Genomic DNA, 20,886 nt, shown 5'->3' with positions numbered 1-20,886 from the left:
TCAGTACCGTGATCCGACAGCTGTGGGCAAGTTGTTCAAACGCTGCATCCACTCCTCTGGGATCGAGATCGCCCCCGCTGCAAGGTTTTGTTGGAGGTACTGCAGTCGCTGTGTGCCGGGGATAGTGACGATGTGATCGCCCTGGGCAAGCACCCAGGCGATGGCGACCTGCGCTGGGGTGGCTCCGATTTCGCGCGCGCATTGTTCGAGTGGTTGCACGATGTTGGTGCGGTTGACATGCGCGGCATCGGCCCGGAAGCGGGGGTTGTTGCGGCGCCAATCGCCGGCCGGTAGTGAACCGATATCCGTGCTGCCCCCGAGGAATCCTCGTCCGATAGGGGAGTAGGCGATGAATGTGATGCCATGGTCAGCGCAGTAGTCGATGACTTCAGCTAGTGGTTCCCGCGACCAGAGGGAGAGCTCGGACTGGATGCTGGCGACGGGATGAATGCGCTGCGCTCGTTCGATCTCTTCGATCGACACTTCAGAGAGCCCGATCTGCTTCGTTAGTCCGGCCTCGGCGAGCGCGGCCAGAGCTTCCCAGCTGTGTTCCAGTGGGACAGAGGGATCGACTCGGTGCAGCTGGTAGAGGTCGGCGTAATCGGTGCGGAGCCGGGCGAGACTGGCGCTCAGCGCCTCTCGTAGGTATTTGGGAGACCCGTTCCGTCCGGTACGACGTTCGGCGTCGACTACGAGTCCACCTTTTGTTGCTAGGAACACTTCCGGACGTACAGCTTCTAGTGCCTCGCCGACCAACGCCTCGTTTGTAAATGGCCCGTACTGGTCGCTGGTGTCAAACAGGCGCACCCCAGCATGGAATGCCGCGCGGAGAAATGTAACCCGGTCCTCGTGTGACTGGCTCGGATCCGTGTAACCCCATGACAATCCCATGCATCCCAGGCCCACCGAAGGAAAATCCTTAACTGATCTACCGATTCTGGCTGACTTCACTTGCTGCCCCGACTCTCCATGTCTATGGACCCTTAGTTATAGCAGAATACTGTCATACAGCCGAAGTGTGTCATATCACATAGACGATAGTTACTGTCTGCGCTCATTATCGTTATGCGGAGCGCAACGGGGGCAAGCGAAGTACCGCTCATCCCAGACCTGCGCCACGGGGAACGCAAATAGGCTACAAGTGGGAGGAAATCATGGCCGACAACGTTATTCAGGTAGTTGTGGTGGGCGACAGGTTCGAGGGGTTTTGTTGCCGCGCGAACGTCTATACCGTCTCTGCTTTCGTCTCCGCAGCACGCAGCGGGGACTTCACCAGCCCCGATCAGTCCTTCGAGGTGGTCATAGGCCAAGGAGTGACAACCTACGAGACGGAGCTAATCGAGCACACCTTGGTCCGGTTTAGCTGCTCAACGGTGTGTGTAATGCGTCATCCGCAGTCGAAGCTCGTACCTCGTCACCTCGTCCACAAGTGCGATCCCAGCAATGTGTTGATCGCAAACCTCGAACGCGTTGGAAGTGCGAGTTTTCAGGCGGTCCTTCGTATCCACAACAACAACGAACTGTTGATCGATCATCAAACAGGTCAACATGTTCAAGGCATGGTGATCGTCGAGGCCACTCGGCAGAATGTTCCTGGCTGTTTGCGAAAAATACCTGACACTGCCGACGCCTCAGCACTATTACCACGTGATTGACACGATGGACACTCGTTTCAGGAGCTTTCTGTTCCCCCTCGCCTCCGAGGTTCGGCTGGAACTCAACGACACCAAGATCGGCACTGGGCGACAAACTTTCGACGTCACGGTGACCATCACTCAAAGTGAAACAACCTGCGCAGAAACTCATGTCGTGTTCTCTGCCTTTGAGTCGACCCTAATCGCTCCGAAGGAGACCGCGCGAGCTGACAGCGCACTTCGGGACGCGGTAACGGACTACCGGACGCTCGAGACTCCGGCGTGAACGTGAACTGCGCATCGTTTTTTGACGTCGATGAAACACTCATCGCAGGCAAGAGCATGTTCGAGTTCCTCGATCATTACTGCGCGTCGACCTCGACCACTTTGTCAGGACTGGACATCCGCGCTGACATCGCACGAGCAGTGGAAAGCGGAGCACCGAGGGAGCATGTCAATCGTCGCTTCTACTCGCACCTAGCCGGCCACCGATGGACGGACCTCCTTGAGTCCGGCCAGCAGTGGTACACCGCGGCGTCAAGGCGCGAAGGTTTCTTCTGCCGCGGAGCTATCGATCAGCTGGACCATGACAGAAGCCGAGGTAATACGATCGTGCTTGTCTCGGGATCGTTCCTTCCGGCGCTGCGTCCGATCGCAGCGGCCCTCGATGTCGATGCCGTGCTCTGTACAGAGCTCTACCTTCGGGAAGGCATCGTCACCGGTCGAGTTCACGCCCCTATGATCGGTGCGGAGAAGCGAGTGGCTGTGGTCAGATATGCCGGCCAGCATCACATAAGTCTCGAGAAGTCATCCGCCTACGGTGATCACGAGTCTGACTTTCCCATGCTGAATGCCGTCGGCAACCCTGTTGTGGTCAATGCCGACCAACGAATGCGCCAACTGGCGAAAGAACTGCACTTCGCAGTCCTAGGTGACGCCACGACTGGGGAACCTCAAGTTTTGCATTAGTTCGAGCCTTGCCACGCGATGGAGTGCAGTTCTGGTTGATCCACGTCGTCGAGATCGATCAGTACACCCAAGCCCACGTAGGTGTCGACGGCGAAGTTGAGTATATGGCTCGCGACTTGATCGCAACCTGGCTCTATATCGACATTCGGGACGTGGAAGTCGCGGTGAAGTACGCCTGAGCAGGGCAGCAGGGTAAGAGGGTGCGACGCAGATGGATCGGGCAACTGGGTCGTCCGAATCTGACTCGTTGAAGTACCGCAAAGTCAACGAGCGAATAGCAAAGGCGAGACTGTTCGAAAGGCGCCAGTCCGGGCGTGGCGTGACTATGGTTGCAGGGTGACAAACAGTTCTCCGAGCCAGATCGACATCTGGTGGCCGCAGCTCAACGAGCAGATCCGCTCTGTGGTCGTGAACAACATATGGTCGCCGCTGGCGCCGTACACACTGGGAGAGATTGCTCGACTGGGTGGACCGTCGACCGGCGACTCGTACTTCGTTGAGACCGAAGGTGATTGGTACTTGCCGACGGAAGCGGTGAAGTGGCTAGCGAGTTGCGGTGAATTCACCCGCATGGCTAGGCCGGTGCAATCCGATCCCCGCGCCGCATACTTCAAGCGTTCGTGGCCGAAGCGGTAGAGCTCTCGCGATGATTGTCTGGCGCGCTTCGCTCAGGGGTGTCGCGGGTGCGGCGTTGGCCGGCGGAGAATCCCGGTCGCTCAGCAGTAAGAACGCAAGCAAGTCGTCGTCCAGGGTCTCGACGAGGCCGAGGACGCTCGCGGAACGGTCGTCCCCTGTGCGGCTGTCTCGAATCAGGCTGAGGACAGGGTGCATGAGTCCTCCTAGCGTGCCCGGATGCGAAGTGTTGACGTTGACAGCGTAGCTGGCTATCTGCGCCAGCGGCGCCGCAACCGTATGCTGGTTTGGTCACAAGATGCCCTGTGCACCAAGCAATGTGGCACTTCGCCAAGCGAACGCCGCTCGGAGGCTGTTGGATCGGTGAGTGGCAATCTCGCAGCAGCCCCTGCACTCGGGTCAAGTTGACGTTCGTCAGTGGGTTGCCGACGGCTGCCCGCCCGGCCGTTGGACAGGCTTCACCTATAAGACGACGGCGATCGCTCTGGCAAGCCGTCGACTGATCACCATTTCGAAGAAGGGTGGCAACTGGCAGGCATCGCTGCTGCCTGCTGGCCGCTACTACCTGGACCACGACGGATACCCGGCAGGCCACTGGCCGATCGGGAGGGGAGCGAAGCAACTGCCGGACATTCCGCCGGCGCGACCTGCGTCTACCGACGACAAATCTCTGCTGCCTCGAGTGTCCCTCGTCAAACGTCGCCGCCCGAAGCAGGTACAAGGCACGGACGAATCGACGCCGACCAGGCAACTTGTCAAAGACATTGTGGATGCCGGTGGCATGCTGGAACGAACATCAAGGACGACAAGACGAACTACAAGAGCCTTGTCGGGATCTGATCGGCGTGGCTTCGCGCCGGATGGTCAACAGGTCCTAATGTCACGAGGCCAGACCCACAACTCACTGATCTTGCGGTTCGAGCCCGTGTCGAATTGGCAGACGACGCAACCGCGGGATGTGATCGCTGCTGAACGTGTCGGAAAGTGGCACCCGGTCATTGCCGAGCTTCGGAACGACTATCTCAAGAAGGTGCCGGCGCCAGTCCGGCAGCGGTGCTTTCGTCTGCTGCACTGTCTGGCGCGTGAGGCAGAAGCCCGTGGGTATGAAGTCAGACCGATCCAGAAGGATCGCAATGGTTTTCAAGCTGATCGGGACGGTCTGCGTGGTTCTTCGTCATTGCTATCGGCGATACGCGGAGTGCGCTGTGGCTTGAGCAGCTGCACGATAACGTTCCCCATATCGCCACCCCGAAGGAACTCGCGCGTGCTGAGCGCGAAACCTGGTTCAGGATCCCGAAGTCCGACAGCGTTCCGTCTGATCGGTTGAAACTGTCGCTGAGAAGCTCCGGTCGCTACCACTTTAACGAGCACTGGTCAGACAGCAAGGCGAAGACAATCCCGCTGGAGGTTCGGCTACCGGACGTCATCGCGACCGTCGAGCGCGCTGGGCGCAGGAGGACATCGACCGGAAGGAAGCCGAGCGGATCAGTGCCATCGAGGCGCACGAGCGTCAGGAACGTGAGGATGCGCTGGCAGTCGAGAACCACCGCGAATACGCACTGTCTGTAAAGCTTCGGGCTGATCTCGAACAGTGGGAACTGGCAGAGCGATTCACTCCGTACCTCGCAGCGATGGCCGCCAAGGTCGAAGACCTCGACGATCCGGTCAAGAAGGAAGCCGCTGCGACGTGGTTGAGATGGTGTGAAAACTACGCCCGCAAACTCGATCCACTTGTCCGCGACGTAGCGACTCCCGTGATCGCTGCCCCGGGGTATGAGGAGTTGAACGCCGCTAAGAAGCGCCTCGGGCTGAGTCGCGGGCTTTGGTAGTCCGGCTCTGTTGAAACGACCGCGAGACGGTTCCGTCGTGCAGCAGCAGCGGGAGCGAAGAAAGAGTGTGCCGTCGATGCTGCGCGGTGAATACTGCGTGAATCAGCCACGGCGACGGGCATTCGCGACCATGATTTGCTGGTATTGCCATGACGTCGGTGACGCCATCGTAAGTGGACAGAGTCAGTGCGAATCATGGATACGCGCATGAAAGTGAGAAGAAGCGGCTCCATGTAGGGCGATTCGTCATGGGGGCAATTGAAAATCACGCCGCTATCAGTTGCCCTCACCCTTGCTTCTCTCGGCGCTTTGCACCTCCGGTGCACCGTTCGTTCGACCAAGGTTGAGCGGAAAATCAACACCGTCGTCCGTTGGCTGACTGGCGACGGCTTGGTGATCCGCAGGCGCTGGCTGATTTCCGGCGTTAGTGAGGGGGTCGATGGTTCGGGCGAACTCGGAAAGCTCGCGCAGAGTCACTGCGGAATCATCCAGAGCTGCGTCTTGCTCGAAGTAGTCTTGAAGCAGTCGGGTAGCTTCCTCTTGCGAGAGGACTTCGTTGGGGCGGACGGAGAGGGCGTTGGGGCCGTTGAATACGGTCTCGGTCGTGTCCTGCGTGGCCGAATCTTCGCGGCGCCCTACGACGTACAGCTTGATTTGATCTCCTTCCAGCCGAAAGAGCTCCACGGTGAATCGGCCATCGGAACCTGTGAACTGGATCAACTCGTCAGCCGTGATGTCGGCAGACGGATCGTATTCTGAGGGCACGGGATAGAGCGCCAAGAACTGGAATTTTCGGCCAACAAGGTTGGCGTACCCGGCGATCTCTTTTTCGATGCTGCCATGGCCCAGTCCGGTCAGTTCTGCGGCACTCCGGTCCGTCCGACGCTCGAATCGCATATGACTCACTACTTTCCTTGAGCACTTCGGTTTCGGAGCCCACTACCGACACAGGACGTGGACTTTTACCGGGTCAACCCGCGGGGGTATCAATCCGGCCGTTGACAGACATCCTCGGGTCCGAAGCTATAAAACTGCGGCCAGCTTTGGAGTTTACAGAGCAAGGGATGTCGGAGGGTCGTGCGACAGTGACCTACTCCCGCGACCAGGGGGAGTTATCGATTGCTTGAGTGCGACCAGAAGGGGAGAAGACAGTGAGAGACACATTTCGAAAATGGCGATTGCCGCTCCGAAATTGGAAGCCTCTGAACCTCTACGTGGTTCCTGGCGCCATGATTGTCGGCGCTTTGACCTGCTCTTTCGTGATGAACGAGTGGATCAACGATCGACCACTTCACATTCCAGCGAACAGCGTGCTAACTGGATTGTGGATCAGCGTCTCGATGCTGGGAGCGGGGTTGCTCGTTGCTGCGTTGATGAACGACGATGACCCGCGCGAGATCGCGTCCGATCAGGTATCCGTTCGGCAGATCCGCCAATACCAGGTCCATTCGGCAGCTCCAGGGATGTCGCTGTTGTCTGGTCTGGTGATCGCGGCCTTTGCGCCGTGGCCGTCGAGGCTGGGATGCGCCATTCTGGCAATGGTATTTTATGTCGTGCTGTCGGGGATGCACTGGCTCATGGTCTACAGCGATTCGCTGGCGGAAGCGCAGAAGAATTTGTATCGGCGGGAAAGTCGAGAACGCGCCGAACGACTCCGGCCCCGGTGCGAGCGACTCGCTCTGACGTCGATTCCGATACCGTGTCGGCTCCGAACTGTGGCTGCTGGCTGGGCGCTGTACGCTGCCTCGGCGCCCGCATTGGTTCCCATTGTGTTGGTGAGTAAGTCAGTCTTGGTTCAAAGTCCAGTCGTCGCCAAAGTACTGGTGGTTACGACTCTGTCGTTGCCATCTGTTGCGGCGGCCCTCGTGGTTCTCTACAGCCTGAGGTTCGTCGGTCTGGGGCTCGACATTATTGGCAATACGCTGCTGGCGATCATGTACATCGGTGTATCGCTAACCCTCGGTCTGAGCGCCGCGTTGGCGATTGCGTCTCAGTGCGGGCAGTCGTGGCTGATACTGCAGGTGCTGGCCGTCGTCGCGATCACCAGGCTTGTGTTCGGGTACAACGTCCGAGCATCTCGCGCTTGCAGGCCTACTTGGCGCACGCCGCTCGCAGTCGGATGGCACCGGTACGCGGCGGCGAACGACGGGACGAGCGCTCTAGGCGTCGCTATGTGACTCTTGGGATTGGCGAGGCTGCGGCAGTCCCAGTCCTCCACCCAATCGACGCCGTTCGTTGGCCGGAGGACGGGAATCTGCCATCGACGAACCTCGAGTTTGGTTTCGTGACCTGTTTATGAGAAGTCGCCTCCCGCTTCGACGGGTACGCCTGAGATGCGGACAATTGAAGCCAGTTCCCATGAGCCGGGTGTGTCGATGTTGTCCTGGCCGGGCATCAGCAGCGCGTCGGTGTCGGGTGACCACAGCGGGTCAACGTTAATCCAGGAGTGGGGATCGCCTTCGAGAAGGCCAGCGAACACTGATGCCACGATGATTGAGCCGACTGCTCCCAAATGTTCGCCGCCGCCGATCTCTGCTTCCTTGAGGATGTAGTACCAGAGTGACTCTGGTTCGACCTTGTTGTCGACCGCGATGGGACTAACGCCGAGCTTCTTGGCGACAGCGAGACCACTCGGGAGTTCAAGCCTGATCCCTCTCAGGATGTTTCTTGAGGCGAGGACGTTGTTCGGGTTGCCGCTGGGGCCTTCATGCAAGAAGGCCAGTGCGTTCGCGAGTTTGGTGTCGATGCGGTGCGCTGACTGCGGAAACTCGTCACCGGAGCTCGTAAGCTGGAGGAACCAGTCCCACTCGATCGCGTTGTCGTGGGAGACCGGACGAAATCCTCACAGGGATTGGGGCTCGGTGACTATATATCAGAAATTCGATACATTGAGTAAATGTAGAAGTTCGAATTCGAAAGGGAATTCATGAACGAAGAGTCGCGGGACGCATTTGTGTTGGTCGGGGAAGGGGCATTTCAGGTCTATGACTCGACCAATTCATTACTATTTTCGCAGACGCTTCAAGAGATGTTTTCTCTTCCGAATGTGTATGTCCTCGGAGGGGACTGGCGCGGCTACCAGTATCTCGTCTCTAGCGCTGACGAACTCAACGACCCGCAATCAGTTGTGCAGGTCTTTGACCCGTCAAGTATGAGCCTCGACCCGTTGGTTGATCTGGGGTCCTTTCAGGCGGCAATTCTTTCCGGAGATATAGTGGCGGCAGTGGATGGTCCGGCCTTCGTAGACTGGTGCAATAAGAACCAGCTGGACGGTATACCGGAAGGTCACTGCGTGAGCCCTGTCCGCTATGCGTTTCTATCTGGGTATGATCCGCGATTAGATGTCAAGCCAATTTCTACAATCGTGTATATAAACCTCGCGGCTAAGCTTAGGGTAAAAATGCAAGACATGGGAATAGAGCCGGGCGGACCACCCCCGGATGACTTCTTCGAGGGAGTATGAGCCCAAATTTACAGGTAGGGATGCTAACCATAAAATACCTGCTGGAGAGATGATGTGAGGCTGGTTCCGGTGTCCGTTGCATTCCTATCATCGGGAAAGCGCTCGTCTGTATTTGAATTTCTGCTCGCGGCTGTCCGACTAGTGTTCCGGTCCGGAATAAATCAAGTCAAATGAGACACGGGTAGTTCAGTTGATCTGTGGTTGCAGGGCGGGTTCGTTGATGTAGGCGATGGTCGGGATTGCCGGCGGTGTTGGTCGTCGGGAGAATCGTGCAGGGTTGGCGTGGAACGCGGCTGTCAGGGTGATCTGACGAGCTTCGTCGATAGCAGCTGCGGTGCCGAAGTGCACCGAGGCCGGAGTGTGCCAACCGATGCCGGAATGGTGATGGATGTGGTTGTATTCGTTGAAGAACCTTCCAGGAAGGTTCGCGCATCACCCAGTGTGGCAAACGATTTCGGGAAATCATGCAGGCATTCAAGGGTTTTGAACTGGGCTTCAGAAAATGGATTATCGTTGGAGACCCTCGGTCGTGAATGTGATCGGGTGACGCCGAGGAAGGTGAGGAGTTCGGAAACCAGTCCGGAGGTCATCGCGGTACCGCGGAACCTCAAGCTATTTTGGCGCCGACAGCACAATGACGCTTATGTAAACAATGCTGCGCCATTGCTTCGACAAGCGAGCGAACAAAATTGAATAGATGTGTTTCATTTTAATGTTCAGTTTTCTGGAAGCCCGCTTGGACTTATGGACCGCGAGCACCCGAAAGCGCATACGACCCGAGGATGAGGATGAAGTGGCGGGCGGCGTCCTCCACATCCGCGTTCGCGTCTGCAGGTATCGCCGCCCTGCCGTGGTTGAGACTAGCAGAGATTCGAACGTATGATCGAAGGGTGAAGGTGGCAGATATTGGCGGAGACGGCGGACGACCTCGTCGGTCGGCGTTCGTGCGGGTCGGCCATATCGCGGTCTCCATCGACCTTGTGACGCTGTACGCCTACCAACCGCATCACTCGGGCACCTACAACCCCGAAGGACTGCAGTTCCGGAGGAAGACGACAGGAGTGCTCACCGAGTGGGGGATGACCGAATGGGGTGAGTGGTTCGGGAAGGTCACCTACACGATCCCGGCGCGGGGACGCGACGAGAAGGTCACGCATTGGGTGCCCGGCTGGGCGCTACGCCCGGTTGACGGCCCGAAGAGCACCTGAATCGCGGATCCTCTGGGTGGGCAGCAGTGGCAGCGCACGCCAGATGAGCGGATGCTGTAATCACCATGTTCGCCAACCCCACCGGTTCCGGCCACCGGTCTGCACGAGCTGTCGTTGCGGGCTGGTTGATCGCCGTGCAAGTGCTGTTGACCGCGTCGGTCGGTGCGGTGTTCTGCGGTGCCGGCAACGCAACTGAGGCCGCGCCCGGCGGGGTCGTGCAGGTGGACCCGACGAACGGGGTGGACCCGACGAACGGGCAGAACGTGATCGCCGCGGTGGGGGCGGCGACTCGTGTCGCCGATGCCGTGGGACCGATGGAGCTCGAGGCGGCGATCCTCGACACCCGGACGGGTGAATTGGCTCTGGGCGGTCACCCTGTCACGCCGATGTTGTCGGCGTCGCTCTCGAAATTGCTTCTCGCGGTGGACATCGTCGACAGGCGGCGCGACGAAGGGTTGGTGGTGGGCCAGCCGGCCATCGATCTGATCCGGCAAGCACTCGGACCCAGTGACGACTTCGCGATGAACGAGCTGTGGACCGGTTTCGACGGGGCCGGCGCAGTCGGGCGAGTGAGCGTCCGACTCGGGTTGACCGGGACCGTGGTGCCGGACGATCCTTCGATCTGGGGCGAGGTGACCATCACCGCCGCCGACATCGCGAAGGTCTACCGGCACGTGCTCCGGATGCCTCAGTCCGACCGGGAACTGATACTCGGCGCGCTCGCCGCGGCGCCGGCCGTCGCCGCCGACGGCTTTGATCAATCGTTCGGTCTGCTGGCCCCGCGGTCCACCGGCTCGGTTGTCGGCAAGCAGGGGTGGATGTGTTGTTGGGGCCGGACCAGCTACCTGCACAGCGCGGGGGTCGTGGGCGACGAGCGCTTCGTGGTGGTCCTGTTGAGTCGTCAAGAGCTCGAAGAAGATTGGCAGGCCGGACGCGACCGACTCACAGCAGTGGCGAATACGGTCAACGAGGTGTTGGGTGCGCCAGTCGATGTCGAGCCGTAGCCCGGGTTCTGCTCGACCGGCGACCAGCAGAATGTGATGTCGGTCGCGCACGGTCGCGTTCGGGAACGTAACCGGTGGCCTTCGCCGTTGAGCGGGAGTCAAGTCTTCGAGGAGTAGTTGATCGTGAGTGCATTCCCACCCCCACCGCCATGGACCAGTGGCTTCCGCGCGCAGCAGGCGCGCCTCCGCCGGGACGATGAGGAGGTGAGCCCGCGAAAGAGTCGGGGCGACAAATGGGAATGGTTGATCCTGGCGATCCTCCTGGCCGTCGTGGTGGTTGTCCTGATTCTGAAGTGACGCTGACGCATCACACAGCAAGGGGAGACCACCGCGACGGTGGTCTCCCCTTGCCAGTGGTGGTGTGCCGCCTACTTGGCGTACAGCCCCTCGATCTCAGTGGTGTGCGAATCGTGGATCACGTTGCGCTTGAGCTTGAGAGTCGGAGTCAGCTCGCCCGACTCGATGGTGAAGTCGGTCTCGATGACGCGGTACTTCTTGATCGCCTCGGCCTTGGACACCAAGGCGTTCGCCGCGGCGATGGCGTCGTCGACGTCGGCGAGAATCTTCTTGTTCTCCAGCAGGTCTGAGATCGGGGTGTCTGCCGGGAGTTCGTGGCGCTCGAGCCAACCGGGCAGTGCCTCCGGGTCCAGGGTGATCAGGGCCGCGATGTACGGCTTGTTGTCGCCGACGACCAGGGCCTGGCTGACCAGTGGATGGGCGCGGACCGCATCTTCCATCTGCGCCGGCGAGACATTCTTGCCGCCGGCGGTGACGATCAGTTCCTTCTTGCGTCCGGTGATCGAGAGATAACCGTCGTCGAGGGTGCCGATGTCGCCGGTGTGGAACCAGCCGTCCTTGATCGCGTCGTTGGTGGCCTGCTCGTTCTTCCAATAGCCCCCGAAGACCACAGGCCCCTTGAGGAGGACCTCACCGTCTTCGGCGATCGCCACCGCCTGGCCGTGGACGGGGCGTCCTACGGTGCCGATGCGTTGTGCGCCTTCGGCATTGACGGTGACGGCCGCAGTGGTCTCACTCAGTCCGTAGCCCTCGAAGATCGGGACACCGATACCGCGGAAGAAGTGGCCGAGACGTGCGCCCAGGGCGGCGCCGCCGGACACGGCACTGTCGCAGTTACCGCCGAGTGCCTGGCGAAGCTTCGAGTAGACGAGCACGTCGAAGAGCTTGTGCTTGAGCTTGAGCACCAGACCGGGGCCGCCCGCTTCCAGTGCCTTCGAGTAGTCGATGGCGGTTTCGGTGGCGGCGTCGAAGATCTTGCCCTTGCCGCCGTCCTCGGCCTTCTGCTTTGCGCCGTTGTAGACCTTTTCGAACACGCGGGGAACAGACAGTAGGTAGCTGGGCTTGAACGCGGCCAGGTCGTCCATCAGCGTGGGGGTCACCGTGGTGTGACCGAGTTGTACGAGGTGCTCGATCGACGCCACCGAGATGACCCGCGCGAAGATGTGGGCCAACGGAAGGAACAACAGTGTGGAGCTGCCCTCCGACATCAGGTCGCCGAGGGTGACCCGAACTGCGTGGCATTCGTGGATGAAGTTGGCGTGGGTCAGGGCCACACCCTTGGGCTTGCCGGTGGTGCCGGAGGTATAGACCAGCGTCGCGGTGTCGGACGCCAGGTTGTTCGCGTGACGCTGGTCGAGTTCGTCGTCGCCGATGGACGCGCCGCGTTTGACCAGTTCGTCGATGCAGCCCTCGTCGATGACAAGCGTCTCCTTGAGCTCGGCGGCGTCGGCGAGGGCGGGGGAGTGCTGCGCCTTCTGGTCGGCGGTCTCTACGACCAGAAGCGATGTTCCGGAATTCTCGACGATGTACTCGACCTGTGACGGCGACGACGTCTCATAGATGGCGACCGTGATGCCGCCGGCCCGCCAGACGGCGTAGTCGAGGACAGTCCACTCATAGCGCGTTGCCGAGAGGATGGAGACCCGGTCACCCGGTCCGATACCCGATGCGACAAAACCCTTGGCGACCTTGTCGACGAGATCGGCGAACTCCTTGGCGGTCACGTCGTACCAGGAGCCGTCCGCTGCGCGGCGCTTGAACAATGCTTTTGTGGGTGATTCTGCGCGGTGTCTCAGCATCGAATCGACGATCGATGCCTTCTCCGGCACAACGAAGTCCGAGGGGACGGTGATCTCTTGCACGTTGGCCTCCAGGGGAAGGTTAGGGCGGCGAGTGGGTGGCCGACCAATTCGGACACCAGTGATTGTGGGCCAGGTTACCTTTTCACGTTACTCGCGAGTAGGGCGCGGGTGGTGTAAGCGTGTCGCCTGCTCACCACGCGGGTCTGGAATAACGGATTTGAGCTGATCACGGCTACAGTGGGAACCGATGACAGACAGTATTGGTGCGGTCCCCACGAGTGATACGGCCGCCGAAAATGAAGAAACCGTGACCTTTGCGGACCTCGGGATGGATCCCCGTGTGTTGCAAGCACTCACGGATGTGGGTTACGAAACCCCATCGCCGATCCAGGCAGCGACAATCCCGCCGCTCCTCGACGGCCGGGACGTGGTCGGTCTTGCGCAGACCGGTACAGGTAAGACCGCCGCCTTTGCGGTACCGATTCTCTCGGGCATCGATCCGAGTGCTCGCAAGCCCAAGGCGCTGGTCCTCGCACCGACCCGTGAGCTCGCCCTGCAGGTTGCCGAGGCCTTCGGTCGTTACTCGGTTCATCTCCCCGGTGTGAAGGTGCTGCCGATCTACGGCGGCCAGAGCTACACCGTCCAGTTGTCGGGGCTGCGACGCGGTGCCCAGATCGTCGTGGGCACCCCCGGTCGTGTGATCGATCACCTCGACAAGGGAACCCTCGACATCTCCGAGCTCGACTACCTCGTCCTCGACGAGGCGGACGAGATGCTGAACATGGGCTTCGCCGAGGACGTCGAGCGCATCCTGCGCGATACTCCTGACAGCAAGCAGGTAGCATTGTTCTCCGCGACCATGCCCAAGACCATCGGACGGTTGTCGCAGCGGTACCTCAAGAATCCGGTCGAGGTCACCATGAAGGCCAAGACCGCGACCGCATCGAACATCACGCAGCGCTACCTGCAGGTGTCGCATCAGCGGAAGCTCGATGCGCTGACCCGTGTTCTCGAGGTCGAGTCGTTCGACGCGATGATCGTGTTCGTCCGCACCAAGCAGGCCACCGAAGACCTTGCCGAGCGTCTGCGTTCCCGCGGCTTCTCGGCAGCAGCGATCAACGGCGACATCGCCCAGGCGCAGCGCGAACGGACGATCGCTCAGCTCAAGAACGGTCAGGTCGACATCCTCGTCGCCACCGATGTCGCAGCCCGCGGACTCGATGTCGAGCGGATCTCTCACGTACTCAACTACGACATCCCGCACGACACCGAGGCCTATGTGCACCGCATCGGACGTACCGGCCGCGCCGGTCGTTCGGGCAACGCGCTGCTCTTCGTGTCGCCGCGTGAGCGTCACCTGCTCCGCGCGATCGAGAAGGCCACCCGGCAACCTCTCGACGAGATCGGCCTGCCGAGTGTTGATGACGTCAACGCCCAGCGGGTGGCGAAGTTCGGCGAATCGATCACCAGCAACCTGGGATCGGACAACCTCGACCTCTTCCGCAAACTGATCGAGGATTACGCGAGCGAGAACGACGTCACCATGGCCGACATCGCGGCAGCGCTGGCGCTGGAAACGCGGGACGGCGGATTCCTGCTGTCGCCCGACCCGCCGGCGAGCGAGCGCAAAGACCGTGACCGCAAGGAGCGCGCCGAGCGTTCCGGGCGTGGCGACGGCGATTTCGCGACGTACCGCCTCGCCGTGGGACGTCAGAACAACGTGACGCCGGGTGCGATCGTCGGCGCTATCGCCAACGAGGGCGGCCTGTCTCGTGGAGATTTCGGTCACATCAGCATTCGTGCCGATCACTCTCTGGTCGAACTGCCCCGGAACCTCGACCGCGAAACGCTGTCACGGTTGCGCAGTACCCGAATTGCCGGTGTTCCCATCGGAATCAAGAAGGACGAGGGATCGCCGCGCGGTCGCGCGCAGGGGTATGGAAACAAGTCCTACGGCCGCGATCGCCGCGGATCTCAGAAGGTTGCGGGCCGGGGTCGACCCTAGTAAACCCCCTGCTCGAGGCTGTTCCTGTTGCCAATCCATGTCCGAGTTCGGATTGCGTTCGCTAGTGTGAAACCTTCCCGTAACAATTCGGGTTTGCGCCACGACGTACCAAGTGACGCATGTGTATCTCGCGCAACACAGGTTTGAGCAACAGGAATGGTGATGAGTTCAGTGGCGACGGCGGATCCGATCACGGCGGCAGAGGCCGCCGAACATCGCGATCGCGGAACGGCGATAGTGGTCGACATGCGACCACAGGTGGTGCGACATCAGGGCAGTCTGCCCGGGGCCGTGGTGGTCGAACCAGGTGAGTTGCACGATGCCTTCGAACCGGGGTCGAGCCGCCGTATTCCGGCGATCGACGGCCTCGACACCGAGATCGACGTCGTATCGGTGAAGTCGCAGGCCGCTCGGATCGCCCAGAAGATCGCTGCCATGGGGTACACGAACGTCCATTACGTTGTCGGCGAGTACCGCGCATTGCGCACCGCTATCGGACACAAGTGACCACCACGGCCTGCAACAGACACGTGGTGTGAACCGAAGCGCTCCAACGGGTAGCGTTCAGGGTGAAAAATAGTGTCAACCTGAGGCTTAACTCGAGGACGTGATGATCGATTCGGTGTCCGGCGACGACCGGCGTGGCAGAGTTCTGCGTTTGTTGCAGTTCCTGCATGAACTGATCCGCGCAAAATCGTCTGTCATTCGTGATGTGGACGACCATGCCGGCGTGGTGTGGCTCGGCGACAGCTACGACATCCCGGTGAACCGCGAAGCGGCCGTCGGTCAGGTGATCACTCAGTTGTCGCGGGACAATCCGGCGCAGAACACCGGGTATGACCTTCTCGCCCAGGCGATCGACGAATTGGCCGAGCGCCCCGAGTCCCTGGAACTGGTCCTGGCATCGGGCCTGCTGACCCACGGCGACCCGGTGCTGGTCCGAGAGCATCTGGTCACGCAGCCCGTTCTTGCCCGCCACGACCACACAGCGGGCATCATCACTGTCAAGCTCGCCGGTGGCACGCAACCAGAACTGCATGCCGGACATCTGCTGACCGGTTTCGCGGGTTTCGACCTCGCGGCCTCGACGGAGCTGTCGGGTCAATTGGCCACCACGCGGTCACCGGTGGCCGATTCCATCGAGAAGTTCTTCACGAAATGGCGCCGTGCGGTCGCCGATGATCCGGCGTCGGTGACGGTAGACCTGGAACCCGCGTTGGTCCTGCGCCGCCGCGGTTCGGCACCGCTACTGGACTACTACGAGTCGATGATCGCGGCTCTTCGGGACGAGTCGAACGACATCCCGGTCGGTCTGGCCCAGTTGGTGGAACCGGTGGAGGCCGAAGAACGCATTCGACGTCTGGGTGCCACTGGTGCCATGTCGGCCGAAGAGCTCATCGAGGACGCGCTGTATCCGCTGCCGTCCAACGTCGAGCAGCGCGACATCCTGGCCCAGCTCGGTCTCGACAGCGGCGTTGTGGTCGAGGGACCTCCGGGAACCGGCAAGACGCACACCATCGCCAACTTGATGACCGCACTGCTGGCCAAGGGGCAGCGCGTGTTGGTGGTCTCGGAGAAGGCGCAGGCCCTGCATGTCCTGCGTGACAAACTGCCCCTCGAAGTACAGCAACTCGCGGTGTCTATCACCGATGTCACCAAGGACGGGTCGCAGTCGTTGATCGACAGCGTCGAGGCGATCGCCAACCGCAAGGGGAGTTTTCAGTCGCGCGTCGCGACCAGCGAGATCAAGAATCTGAGGTCCAAGCGGGATCAGGCCAGGTCCAAGCGGGAACAGATCCTGCGCGAGATCTGGCAGTTACGCGAGTCCGAGACAGAAAAGCACGAATGGGTGGCCGCCGGCTACAGCGGCACCGCCGCCGGAATCGTCCGGCAATGCAATGATGTTGCCGCGCAGTATGAATGGCTTCCGGGGCCGCTGCACAGTCCGCTGCCACCACTGGAGCCTGACGAGTTCGATCGGCTCCTCGAGCTCCTGGGCAGACGGACCGAGCGTTGGTCGAGCCGGCTCGGTCAGCATCTGCCCGACCTCGATGTGGTGCTGCCGGGGACGATGGAACTCGAGGCGATCTGCATCCGTGTGCGCAATCGTCCCACCGAAGACATGGTCGGCAGTGGTTCGCTGCTGGCGATCCTCGCCGATGTCGACAGCGCCCGGTTGCTCAGGGTCAAGGCGCGTTGCGATCGGCTCGGGGCAGCGGTGCGTGAAGTCCGTGCGTTCCCACCACATCTGCAACAGATGGCCGACCGCCTGCTGTCGGGTGAGGCCTCATACCTGTGGAATCGGGTCACGGCCTTGTCGGGTGTGATCGACGATGCCACCGAACGCGACACCCGGATCGGCACACACACCATCGAGGGTGGGGGCGCCGTTCCTGGCGATCTGGTCCTCTACGAGAAGGCTGCCGAGTACCTCGAGTCGGGTGGCCAGTGGCGGGGACGTTTCCGGAAAGCTCCACAGCAGAAGGCAATCGAAGATCTCGGTGCGACGTACACCGTGGACGGCCGGGAACCGACCGACGCGGCATCGCTGCGCCTGGTCGCCGATCACCTCGGTGTCCTCGACGCGGTCGCACGCGTGCAGGCGATTTTGGCCGAGGTGAACGTCCCGATCGACATCTCCGGGACGCGATCGGTCCAGCTCGGCCGGTTGGTGCGACTCGATGGGCAGCTGGCCTGGGTCTCGGAATTGCTCACCGGCCGTGATCAATTGGTGCGTGAACTCAATGCGATCAGTCCCGGTGGTCCGCGGCCGAAGAGCATCGACGAAGTCGAAGAGGTCGCCCGGCAGGCGGGTGCGATCGCCGCGGCCAACGACGGCGTGCTGGCTCGGCGCGAGCTCGACGACGTCGCCCGGGCACTGTCTGCCGAAGTCGAGAAGGGGCCGTCCCCGGAAGGGGACGCGTTGCTGGCCGCGGTGCGGGCGGCCGACGCCGACGGCGTGCTCGAAGCGCGTCGGGCCTGGTACACCGCCCGCGGTGAACTCGAAAACCAGGGTGCCCTGGATCTTTTGGAATTGCGGTTGAAGCAGAAGGCGCCGGCGCTGGTGAAGCTTCTCGTGGAAACAGCCGACGACCCGGTGTGGGAGGATCGCTTCGCCGACCTCGATGCCGCCTGGTCGTGGCGCCGTGCCTATCAGTGGGCCCAGGAGCGCAGCGATCCCGATCGCGAGACCCGCCTGGAAGCCGACCTCGATGAGGTCGAGGCCGACATCACGCATTTCACCGCCCGGCTGGCTGCCGCATGTGCCTGGCGGGAATGCCTGGAGCACATGACTGTCAGTCAGGTGCAGGCGTTGCAGTCGTACCGCGACCACATCACCAACATCGGAAAGGGTTCGGGTAAACATGCCGAGCGCTTCCGGTTGGCGGCACGATCGGCGATGGCTCAGGCCCAGACGGCGGTTCCGGCGTGGATCATGCCGATTTCCCAGGTCCTCAGTTCGGTTGCGCCTGCACAGAACTCGTTCGACGTGGTCATCGTCGACGAGGCGAGCCAGGCCGACATCTCCAGCTTGTTCCTGCTCTGGCTCGCGCCGCGCGTCATCGTCGTCGGCGACGATCGTCAGTGTGCCCCGGGCGGTTTCGGTGGTTCGGGTATGGAAGAGGTCTTCGCCAAGCTGGACAACTACCTGCCCGACATCCCGCAGTACATGCGTGACAGTCTCACGCCGCGGTCGAGCCTGTTCTCGATGCTGCGGACAAGATTCGGCCACGTCGTTCGGTTGCGTGAACACTTCCGGTCGATGCCGGAGATCATCGAGTTCTCGAGCCGGCAGTTCTATCCGGACTCACCGCTGATCCCGGTGCGCCAGTTCGGTGCCGACCGGTTGCCGCCACTGCGCACGCACCATGTCGAGGATGCCCGGAGTACCGGATCCAACTCGTCGCTGGTCAACGTCGACGAGGCGAATACCCTTGTGAGCCTGCTGACCGGGTGTCTGGACGACCCACGCTATGACGGCATGTCCTTCGGTGTGGTGGTGCTGCAGGGGCAACGTCAGGTGGATCTGGTCACCCAGTTGTTGCGCGAGGCGATCGATCCGCAGGTGTGGCGTGACCGTAACCTGCGGGTCGGCACACCACCGGATTTCCAGGGCGACGAGCGGCATGTCGTGTTCCTGTCGATGGTGGTGTGTCCCGACACCAACGTTAATGCTCTGACTCGCAGCGAATCCCAGCGGCGTATCAACGTGGCCGCGTCGCGCGCGATGGAACAGCTATGGCTGGTCCACTCCGTCCTGCCCGACGACCTCAAAGAGAACGATCTGCGCTATTCGCTGTTGACGTACCTGCAGAAGACCGAAGGTGCGCTGGTGGATCCGATGCCGGCGGATGTCACCCCGACCACACGGACAGAGCCCTTCGATTCACTCTTCGAGCAGCAGATCTTCGTCGACCTGGTCGACCGCGGGTTCTATGTGAATCCAAAGGTGGTCGTCAACAACCGGATCGTGGACCTGGTTGTCACCGGAAGCGACGCCCGGCTGGCCGTGGAGTGCGACGGCGACGAGTTCACGAGCACACCCGAACAGGCCCGCGCCGACATGGAGCGCGAGCGTGAACTCCGTCGGTGCGGCTGGCGGTTCTGGCGGGTCCGGGAATCGGAATACCTGCTCAATCCCGGCCATGCCCTCGACGGACTCTGGGACGAACTCGACAAGCGTGGCGTGCGGCCCGGTTCGGTCGGGCCGGAACTGGCGGGCGGCCGGATCGACGATCCCTGGCAGCCGGTGGCGCTGACCCGCGGCGACTAGCGCTACGAGCCGTCGGCGGGGACTTCCCGCAGAAGTGCCGGGAGACCGATGGCCGCCGTGGTCTGCATGAAGTGCGTGACCGATGAGCTCAAAGGTGTTGGTTCCGGATTGATCTCGATCACCGGGGTACCTGCGGCGAGGGCCCGCTCGGGCAACGATGCGGCCGGGTAGACGATGCCCGATGTGCCGACGACGATGAGCAGGTCGCAGCCGGCCGCGGCGTCGGCCGCGCGTTCCCAGGCGTCGGAGGGGAGTGGTTCACCGAACCACACAACACCCGGCCGGACCTCCGACAGGCACCGCGGACACGACGGTGGTTCGACGCGAAGTGTCTCGGTTGCGGCGTCGGGGTCCGCGTCGATGCCGGCATAGTGCAGATCGCAGTGGGAGCATCTCGGTTCGAACAGACTGCCGTGCAGATGCGCGGTGACGGTGCTGCCGGCCCGCTCGTGGAGATCGTCGACGTTCTGTGTGACCACCATGACGGTCCGGCGGTCGGCCCACTCGGCGAGTGCCAGGTGACCCGGGTTGGGTGTGGTCGAACGGACCAGCTTGGCTCGCCACTGGTACCAGGCCCACACCAACGCCGAGTCTCGGGACCATGCCTGCGGTGTGGCCAGCTCCGCTGGGTCGAAGCGTTCCCACAGTCCGGTCTCCGCATCACGGAAGGTCGGCACGTTGCTCTCGGCGGACATCCCGGCACCGGAGCAGACCGTCACCCAGTTTGCGTCTCGCACCAGATCTGCAAGCGCCGGATCGAGTGTGGTCTCAGTCATCGGCGGCAGAACTCTCCAAGTGGGCGCGCAGTATCGCGGCGGTTGCCGGCATGTCGTTGTCCCGTCTGGTCAGCAGGCCTCGGGCCAGGGTCAGCTTGTCGCCGTGGTGGCGCGGCACCACGTGCAGGTGCGAGTGGAAGACCGTTTGGAAGGCCGCCCGGCCATCGTTGACCAGCAGGTTCACCCCGTCGGCGGCTATCGGGGACGTGCGCAGCGCAGCAGCGATGGATTGCCCGGCGACAAAGAGTTTGCCGCCCAGTTCCGGGCTCAGTTCGGCCAGGTCGGCGGCGTGCTGCTTGGGGATCAGCAGGGTGTGTCCGGGGCGCACCGGGCGGATGTCGAGGAACCCCAGGATGTCGGTGTCCTCGTAGACGATGTGGGCCGGCGATGCGCCGGTGGCGATGGCACAGAAGATGCACTCCGTCATTGCCTCAGCCTAATGGCAGGCGCGAACGGCGCGAATAGTGAGCAATTCAATTGTCACGGTTTCAT

Annotated in this window: 22 protein-coding genes; 15 read left to right on the top strand and 7 right to left on the bottom strand. The window is 61.6% G+C overall.

The window, feature by feature from the left end:
* Window positions 1-906 (bottom strand): aldo/keto reductase, encoded by a 906-nt coding sequence (locus VIQ49_RS05640; protein ID WP_331881815.1) that lies wholly within the window; start codon window positions 904-906, stop codon window positions 1-3.
* A 248-nt stretch (window positions 907-1,154) separates the two neighbouring features.
* Between VIQ49_RS05640 and VIQ49_RS05635 the strand changes: the two genes are divergently transcribed.
* From VIQ49_RS05635 to VIQ49_RS05605, 7 genes are all read left to right on the top strand, one after another.
* A complete protein-coding gene (locus VIQ49_RS05635; protein WP_331881812.1) occupies window positions 1,155-1,655 on the top strand; it encodes an AfsA-related hotdog domain-containing protein in 501 nt (166 codons plus the stop codon).
* Window positions 1,648-1,920, top strand: a complete 273-nt coding sequence (locus tag VIQ49_RS05630) for a hypothetical protein (protein WP_331881809.1) — start codon at window positions 1,648-1,650, stop codon at window positions 1,918-1,920. The genes VIQ49_RS05635 and VIQ49_RS05630 overlap by 8 nt, the downstream gene beginning before the upstream one ends.
* Window positions 1,917-2,603 carry an HAD-IB family hydrolase gene (locus tag VIQ49_RS05625; protein ID WP_331881807.1) on the top strand — a complete coding sequence of 229 codons (687 nt, stop codon included), beginning with the start codon at window positions 1,917-1,919 and terminating at the stop codon, window positions 2,601-2,603. Before VIQ49_RS05630 ends, VIQ49_RS05625 begins: the two co-directional genes overlap by 4 nt.
* Window positions 2,604-2,611: 8 nt before the next feature.
* The gene (locus tag VIQ49_RS05620; protein ID WP_331881804.1) at window positions 2,612-2,782 is read left to right on the top strand and encodes a hypothetical protein; all 171 of its coding nucleotides are present in this window, start codon (window positions 2,612-2,614) and stop codon (window positions 2,780-2,782) included.
* 157 nt (window positions 2,783-2,939) lie between these two features.
* Window positions 2,940-3,239 carry a hypothetical protein gene (locus VIQ49_RS05615; RefSeq protein ID WP_331881802.1) on the top strand — a complete coding sequence of 100 codons (300 nt, stop codon included), beginning with the start codon at window positions 2,940-2,942 and terminating at the stop codon, window positions 3,237-3,239.
* Between the two features lie 364 nt (window positions 3,240-3,603).
* Window positions 3,604-4,563: a hypothetical protein gene (locus VIQ49_RS05610; protein WP_331881800.1), complete on the top strand. Its 960-nt coding sequence runs from the start codon at window positions 3,604-3,606 to the stop codon at window positions 4,561-4,563.
* A 304-nt stretch (window positions 4,564-4,867) separates the two neighbouring features.
* Complete coding sequence (locus tag VIQ49_RS05605; protein WP_331881797.1) at window positions 4,868-5,065, top strand: hypothetical protein; 198 nt, start codon at window positions 4,868-4,870, stop codon at window positions 5,063-5,065.
* 276 nt (window positions 5,066-5,341) lie between these two features.
* On the opposite strand, the gene VIQ49_RS05600 is transcribed toward VIQ49_RS05605, so the two are convergent.
* Window positions 5,342-5,971 carry a hypothetical protein gene (locus VIQ49_RS05600; RefSeq protein ID WP_331881794.1) on the bottom strand — a complete coding sequence of 210 codons (630 nt, stop codon included), beginning with the start codon at window positions 5,969-5,971 and terminating at the stop codon, window positions 5,342-5,344.
* A gap of 245 nt (window positions 5,972-6,216) precedes the next feature.
* Between VIQ49_RS05600 and VIQ49_RS05595 the strand changes: the two genes are divergently transcribed.
* Window positions 6,217-7,242, top strand: a complete 1,026-nt coding sequence (locus VIQ49_RS05595; RefSeq protein ID WP_331881791.1) for a hypothetical protein — start codon at window positions 6,217-6,219, stop codon at window positions 7,240-7,242.
* Window positions 7,243-7,358: 116 nt separating this feature from the next.
* On the opposite strand, the gene VIQ49_RS05590 is transcribed toward VIQ49_RS05595, so the two are convergent.
* Complete coding sequence (locus tag VIQ49_RS05590) at window positions 7,359-7,778, bottom strand: hypothetical protein (protein WP_331881788.1); 420 nt, start codon at window positions 7,776-7,778, stop codon at window positions 7,359-7,361.
* 213 nt (window positions 7,779-7,991) lie between these two features.
* On the opposite strand from VIQ49_RS05590, the gene VIQ49_RS05585 reads away from it, so the two are divergent.
* Window positions 7,992-8,528, top strand: a complete 537-nt coding sequence (locus VIQ49_RS05585; protein WP_331881785.1) for a hypothetical protein — start codon at window positions 7,992-7,994, stop codon at window positions 8,526-8,528.
* A gap of 186 nt (window positions 8,529-8,714) precedes the next feature.
* Here the strand turns inward: VIQ49_RS05585 and VIQ49_RS05580 are convergent, their stop codons facing one another.
* Complete coding sequence (locus VIQ49_RS05580; RefSeq protein ID WP_331881782.1) at window positions 8,715-8,876, bottom strand: hypothetical protein; 162 nt, start codon at window positions 8,874-8,876, stop codon at window positions 8,715-8,717.
* Window positions 8,877-9,424: 548 nt separating this feature from the next.
* Here VIQ49_RS05580 and VIQ49_RS05575 point away from each other — a divergent pair.
* From VIQ49_RS05575 to VIQ49_RS05565, 3 genes are all read left to right on the top strand, one after another.
* Window positions 9,425-9,736, top strand: coding sequence for a hypothetical protein (locus tag VIQ49_RS05575; protein WP_331881834.1), 312 nt, complete (start codon window positions 9,425-9,427; stop codon window positions 9,734-9,736).
* Window positions 9,737-9,801: 65 nt separating this feature from the next.
* Entirely contained in the window at window positions 9,802-10,740 is a 939-nt protein-coding gene (locus VIQ49_RS05570) for a hypothetical protein (RefSeq protein WP_331881779.1), read from the top strand.
* Between the two features lie 123 nt (window positions 10,741-10,863).
* Window positions 10,864-11,037, top strand: coding sequence for a hypothetical protein (locus VIQ49_RS05565; protein ID WP_331881776.1), 174 nt, complete (start codon window positions 10,864-10,866; stop codon window positions 11,035-11,037).
* A 71-nt stretch (window positions 11,038-11,108) separates the two neighbouring features.
* On the opposite strand, the gene VIQ49_RS05560 is transcribed toward VIQ49_RS05565, so the two are convergent.
* On the bottom strand, window positions 11,109-12,899 hold the full coding sequence (locus VIQ49_RS05560; protein ID WP_331881773.1) for a long-chain fatty acid--CoA ligase: 1,791 nt from the start codon (window positions 12,897-12,899) through the stop codon (window positions 11,109-11,111).
* Between the two features lie 268 nt (window positions 12,900-13,167).
* Here VIQ49_RS05560 and VIQ49_RS05555 point away from each other — a divergent pair, with 268 nt between their 5' ends.
* From VIQ49_RS05555 to VIQ49_RS05545, 3 genes are all read left to right on the top strand, one after another.
* Window positions 13,168-14,844: a DEAD/DEAH box helicase gene (locus VIQ49_RS05555; protein ID WP_414731581.1), complete on the top strand. Its 1,677-nt coding sequence runs from the start codon at window positions 13,168-13,170 to the stop codon at window positions 14,842-14,844.
* A 156-nt stretch (window positions 14,845-15,000) separates the two neighbouring features.
* Entirely contained in the window at window positions 15,001-15,351 is a 351-nt protein-coding gene (locus VIQ49_RS05550) for a rhodanese-like domain-containing protein (protein ID WP_331881767.1), read from the top strand.
* A 103-nt stretch (window positions 15,352-15,454) separates the two neighbouring features.
* Window positions 15,455-19,618 (top strand): AAA domain-containing protein, encoded by a 4,164-nt coding sequence (locus VIQ49_RS05545; protein WP_331881764.1) that lies wholly within the window; start codon window positions 15,455-15,457, stop codon window positions 19,616-19,618.
* A gap of 2 nt (window positions 19,619-19,620) precedes the next feature.
* On the opposite strand, the gene VIQ49_RS05540 is transcribed toward VIQ49_RS05545, so the two are convergent.
* Window positions 19,621-20,394 (bottom strand): NAD-dependent deacylase, encoded by a 774-nt coding sequence (locus VIQ49_RS05540; RefSeq protein WP_331881761.1) that lies wholly within the window; start codon window positions 20,392-20,394, stop codon window positions 19,621-19,623.
* Window positions 20,387-20,821: an HIT family protein gene (locus VIQ49_RS05535; RefSeq protein WP_331881758.1), complete on the bottom strand. Its 435-nt coding sequence runs from the start codon at window positions 20,819-20,821 to the stop codon at window positions 20,387-20,389. The genes VIQ49_RS05540 and VIQ49_RS05535 overlap by 8 nt, the downstream gene beginning before the upstream one ends.
* Between the last annotated feature and the right edge of the window lie 65 nt (window positions 20,822-20,886).

The sequence above is a fragment of the Williamsia sp. genome, assembly GCF_036566845.1.
Taxonomy (GTDB): domain Bacteria; phylum Actinomycetota; class Actinomycetes; order Mycobacteriales; family Mycobacteriaceae; genus Williamsia.
The sequence above is the reverse complement of the archived record's forward strand: the minus strand, read 5'-3'. Positions and strand labels throughout refer to the sequence as shown.